At 59.3% G+C, this 4,201-nt stretch carries 6 protein-coding genes; 5 read left to right on the forward strand and 1 reads right to left on the reverse strand.

Annotated elements, in window-relative coordinates; genetic code table 11:
* The 3 genes from NW819_RS03535 to NW819_RS03545 all read left to right on the forward strand — a co-directional run.
* The coding region (locus NW819_RS03535; protein ID WP_414412900.1) for a hypothetical protein at positions 1–219 on the forward strand (219 nt) is incomplete at its 5' end.
* Between the two features lie 120 nt (positions 220–339).
* Complete coding sequence (locus NW819_RS03540) at positions 340–1,278, forward strand: ABC transporter ATP-binding protein (RefSeq protein ID WP_414412901.1); 939 nt, start codon at positions 340–342, stop codon at positions 1,276–1,278.
* On the forward strand, positions 1,269–2,048 hold the full coding sequence (locus NW819_RS03545) for an ABC transporter permease (RefSeq protein WP_414412902.1): 780 nt from the start codon (positions 1,269–1,271) through the stop codon (positions 2,046–2,048). Before NW819_RS03540 ends, NW819_RS03545 begins: the two co-directional genes overlap by 10 nt.
* A gap of 18 nt (positions 2,049–2,066) precedes the next feature.
* Here NW819_RS03545 and NW819_RS03550 read toward each other — a convergent pair whose 3' ends face one another.
* Entirely contained in the window at positions 2,067–2,594 is a 528-nt protein-coding gene (locus tag NW819_RS03550) for a TM2 domain-containing protein (protein ID WP_414406997.1), read from the reverse strand.
* A gap of 246 nt (positions 2,595–2,840) precedes the next feature.
* Here NW819_RS03550 and NW819_RS03555 point away from each other — a divergent pair, with 246 nt between their 5' ends.
* The gene (locus tag NW819_RS03555) at positions 2,841–3,116 is read left to right on the forward strand and encodes a hypothetical protein (protein WP_041436392.1); all 276 of its coding nucleotides are present in this window, start codon (positions 2,841–2,843) and stop codon (positions 3,114–3,116) included.
* Between the two features lie 80 nt (positions 3,117–3,196).
* On the forward strand, positions 3,197–4,171 hold the full coding sequence (locus tag NW819_RS03560; RefSeq protein WP_414412903.1) for an ABC transporter permease: 975 nt from the start codon (positions 3,197–3,199) through the stop codon (positions 4,169–4,171).
* The last annotated feature ends 30 nt before the right edge of the window (positions 4,172–4,201 follow it).

Consider the following 4,201-nt stretch of genomic DNA (forward strand, 5'->3'; position numbering starts at 1 on the left):
CTTTTGGAAACCCCCATGGAGGAGCCCGCTTGGAATCGCCTGAAAGAGGCCCTGCCCACTCACCTGCAGCCTCGCTTTGTTTACCAACCGGGCAAGGTGACGGTGCGGGGTCTGGGGATGGTACCGGCAGCGCAGCAACTGGAGAGCCTTTTGCAGTGGCTAGACAAAATGAGTTTGGCCCTGAGCCGGATGGAGGCTGGGATCCCAATGACCCCCTAGATCTTGCCGGATCCCTCTCGAGGCGGGCCCATGCTCTGGTGTGAGAGAGTGGAATGGCCGGCCCTCCTCTCTTCAGCACTCCTTTTTGCATCGGCTTCGCGTTTGCATCGGGTTCGCGTCATGAAAGTTCTAGAAGCTCACCACCTCCAAAAAACCTACCGGCAAGGAGGCAGGGAGGTGCGGGCGGTGGTGGATGTCTCCCTGACGCTGGCAGCAGGGGAGATCCTGGCTTTTTTGGGGCCCAACGGGGCCGGCAAGACCACCACCATTAAGATGATTGCCGGCCTGATCCAACCCGACGCGGGCACAGTGTGCGTTCTCGGACGGGATCCCCATACCGATCCGGGGGCCCTGGCCCAGGTGGGGGCAGTGCTGGAAGGCAATCGCAACCTCTACTGGCGGCTGACCCCCCTCCAGAACTTGGAGTACTTTGGCGTGCTGCGGGGGCTACCCCCCAGAACCGCCCGGCAACGGGGGCTAGAGCTCCTGGAGACCTTTGGCCTGTGGGAAAAGCGGGATGTTGCCGTGCAAACCCTTTCGCGGGGTATGCAGCAGAAGGTGGCCATTGCCGTCGCCCTCCTGCATCAACCGGCCCTGTTGCTGCTGGATGAGCCCACCCTGGGGTTGGATGTGGAATCGGCGCAAGCGGTGAAATCCCTGATCCGCCAAATTGCCGCTTCGGGTCGAGCCATCTTGCTCACCACCCATCAACTGGATATTGCGGAAGCGCTCTCGGATCAGGTAGCCGTTATTCGACAAGGGGTGATCATCGCCCAAGCCCCCACGGGAGAGTTGATCCGGCACTTTGCCGGCGCCGTCGGTACTTACCGGATCGAGCTGGAACAGGGGCTGGATCCCTGGAGGGTTGAACAACTGGCCCGCCAAGGGGTGGAGATTCTCGGATCCCATCAGATGCGCTTCAGCGGCCCGCCAGAGAGGCTTTATCAGGTTCTAGAGATCTTGAGGCCTTTGCCCTTGCTGGGCCTCAAACGAGAGGAAGCCGATCTCACCCACATCTTCCTCAAGTTGTTGAAAAGAGGGGATAGACAATGCCAGTGATCCACCTGTTTTGGGCTGAACTGAAGCGGGCCTGGATCCAGTACATTCGCTATCCGGCGGAGGCCCTGGGCGGGATCCTGATCACCACGTTCTTCTTCTATGCCCTCTTTGCCGGCGCCCAATATGTGGCAGGGCCTGCCTCCCAATTTGGCGAACGGTTGGATGCGGTGGTGATCGGCTATGTGCTCTGGACGCTGGTCATTTTTGTGGTCAACGACATCGCCCTCAACCTGCAGGTGGAAGCCCAGACAGGCACCTTGGAGCAGGTGTTGCTCTCGCCATTTTCGGCAGCCACTCTCTTCTTGGCACGGGCTTGTGCCAGCTTGGTGTTGCGCTTTTCCATTGTCGTCGTCATTCTGGGCGTCATCTTATTGCTGACGGGCAGCCGGTTGCGGTTTCCCCCTGCTCTGGTGTTGCCTTTGGTGAGCGTGGTGCTGGGGGCCTACGGCTTCTCGTTTTTGCTGGGATCCGCCGCTCTGATTTGGAAGCGAATTCAGCAGCTTTTAATTATCAGCCAATTCGGCTTGCTTTTTCTGTTGGCTGCTCCCACGGAAGAATGGCCGGGATCCCTGAGGTGGCTAGGGCAAAGTCTGCCCATGACGGCGGGGGCGGGGCTGTTACGCGACGTAATGGTGCGCGAGGTAGGGCTGGATCCCGTGCGGCTGATCATGGCTCTGACCAGCGGCGTTTTCTACTTCGGCCTGGGTCTGCTGGCCTTTCGCTGGGCAATGCGGCTAGCCAAACGTCAAGGGATCCTGGGATCCCAGTAGAGGTCTGCAGGAGGGCATCTAGAGCGAACGTTGGTCGGGGGAGCGGTGCAGCAGGTGAGGGAAGTGGTATTCTACCGCTCCAGTGACCGGGTTGTTTTCGGGGAAAGCCATGCTCCGCCGGCTCAGCTCTTGCAGCGCCTTTTCAATTTCGTCAAAGTCGGCAGGTAAGTCGATAGCTATCTCCGCAAGGGTGAGGATCCCTTGCCGCTGTTGGGCCAGCCGCAGGATCTCCCGCATCAGAGCTTGACCTTTGAGGGGCTGAGAAGGCGCTGAAACGGCCTTTGCAGGCGTTGGGGAAGGCTGGGATCCCTGTAGAACTGCCAGTTTGAAGTTGTGATTTTCCACCATGCCTGGGATCAAAAACAGGTCGATCAACTGCCCAATGCCCAACAGGCCAAAGGTGAACAGCCAGAGAACGCCTGTGCCAGTCTTGCCCAGGTAGAAGCGATGGACGCCACAGATCCCGAAGATGCCCAACGCCCAGAGGATATAGGCAGTACCGACAGACTTGGGTTCAGCGGGGGGCAGCAGGTAGCGAGAACTCATGGAGATTTGACGAGATAACTCCGAGCGGGTACTTCCAGTTTGTCATCTTCTGGCCTGGACGGGCAGAAGAGAACCGGCGTGATCTCTGCAAGCAAGCTGGGATCCCTTCTACGCTCTTGTCTGAGGGAGGGCAGCCTCAACGGGAAAACAACCGGAATAATGAGATCCAAGTCCCCCAGGCTCAAAGAACTCCGTCTCCCGCTCACGCAAGCAGTGGACATGCCTATAGAAGGCAAGGGAAAGTCGATGTTTGAGCCAATTTTAATCGGGTTGAGCGCTGTGCTCTGGGGCCTCCTCTGGGGCTACGCTACACTGCTGGTTGTGCTGGTGAACTTTAAGGAGCAAGGATCGGTTTACGCCTACCCTATGCAGGCGGTGCTGGATCGCTTTGTCGAATCCTTGGGGCTGGGCTGGCTTAAGGATCTGCATGCCCTACAACTGAGGCCGCTGCGCCGGATCAGCTATGCTCTGTTTGGTGCCGTCACCCTAGGGGTGGCTTTCATGCTCTGGGTGTTGGGGTAAGGCGATGACCAGATCGACAGGCGCATTCCCGCAGCAACTGCAAATGCGTTAACCCAACCCGAGTTCTCGACAGGCTCATAATGACCGCTGCCCAACTGGTTGCTATTCTCTCCACTGCCATTGCCACCGCCACACCGGTGGTCTTCGCCTGTGTGGGGGAAACCATTACCGAGCGGGCAGGGGTGATCAACCTCTCCGCAGAGGGGACGATCATGCTGGCGGCCATGGTTGGGTTCGCCGTGGCCAAGCTGACGGGAAGCTTGGTATTGGGCTTTTTGGCTGCCGCCGCGGTGGGAGCGCTGTTTGCTGGGATCGTGGCCTTTGGCTCGCTGACCCTGAAGGGATCCCAAATTGCCATTGGTTTCGTCTTGACCCTATTGGGGGCGGATTTGTCTTCCTTTTTGGGCAATCCGTTCGTGCGGATCCCAGGGCCAACGGTGCCCAGCCTGCCCATCCCCTTCCTGAGAGAGGTGCCGCTGCTGGGGCCACTCCTGTTCCAAGGGGATCTGTTGCTGTACGCCAGCTACGCGCTCATCGGGGGAACTTGGTTCTTTTTGTATCGCACTCGGCCTGGCCTGATGTTGCGGGCTATGGGAGAACAGCCGGCGGCGGCTTTTGCCCGCGGCACCAATGTCATTTTCTGGCGCTATGTTTACACCCTTGTGGGGGGATCCCTATTGGGCTTGGCGGGGGCTGCCTTTTCTCTGGATTTCAAGGCCGGCTGGAGCCACCGACATACAGCAGGATATGGCTGGATTGCTTTGGCCATCGTCATCTTCGGTGGCTGGAACCCCTTGCGGGTAGCTCTGGGGGCCTACCTGTTCGGCATTTTGCAGTCCTTCGCTGGGGTTGCCCAGACCACCATCCGCGCCGTGCCCACCCAAGTTTTTACGGTGGCTCCCTTTGTGTTGATGATTTTGGTGTTGGTGCTCACCTCTGGGGAATGGTGGGAGTACGGCTTGCGCGGGATCCCACCTCGGCTGCGGCGCTGGATTCAGCAGGCGGTGAAGGCCACGCCGCCGGCAGCTCTAGGGCAGCCGTTTGAACCGGGCTAGAGGGGATCCCTCCTCAGCAAGGGGGAATCT

The organism is Synechococcus sp. R8-2 (assembly GCF_047461715.1).
Lineage (GTDB): Bacteria > Cyanobacteriota > Cyanobacteriia > Thermostichales > Thermostichaceae > Thermostichus.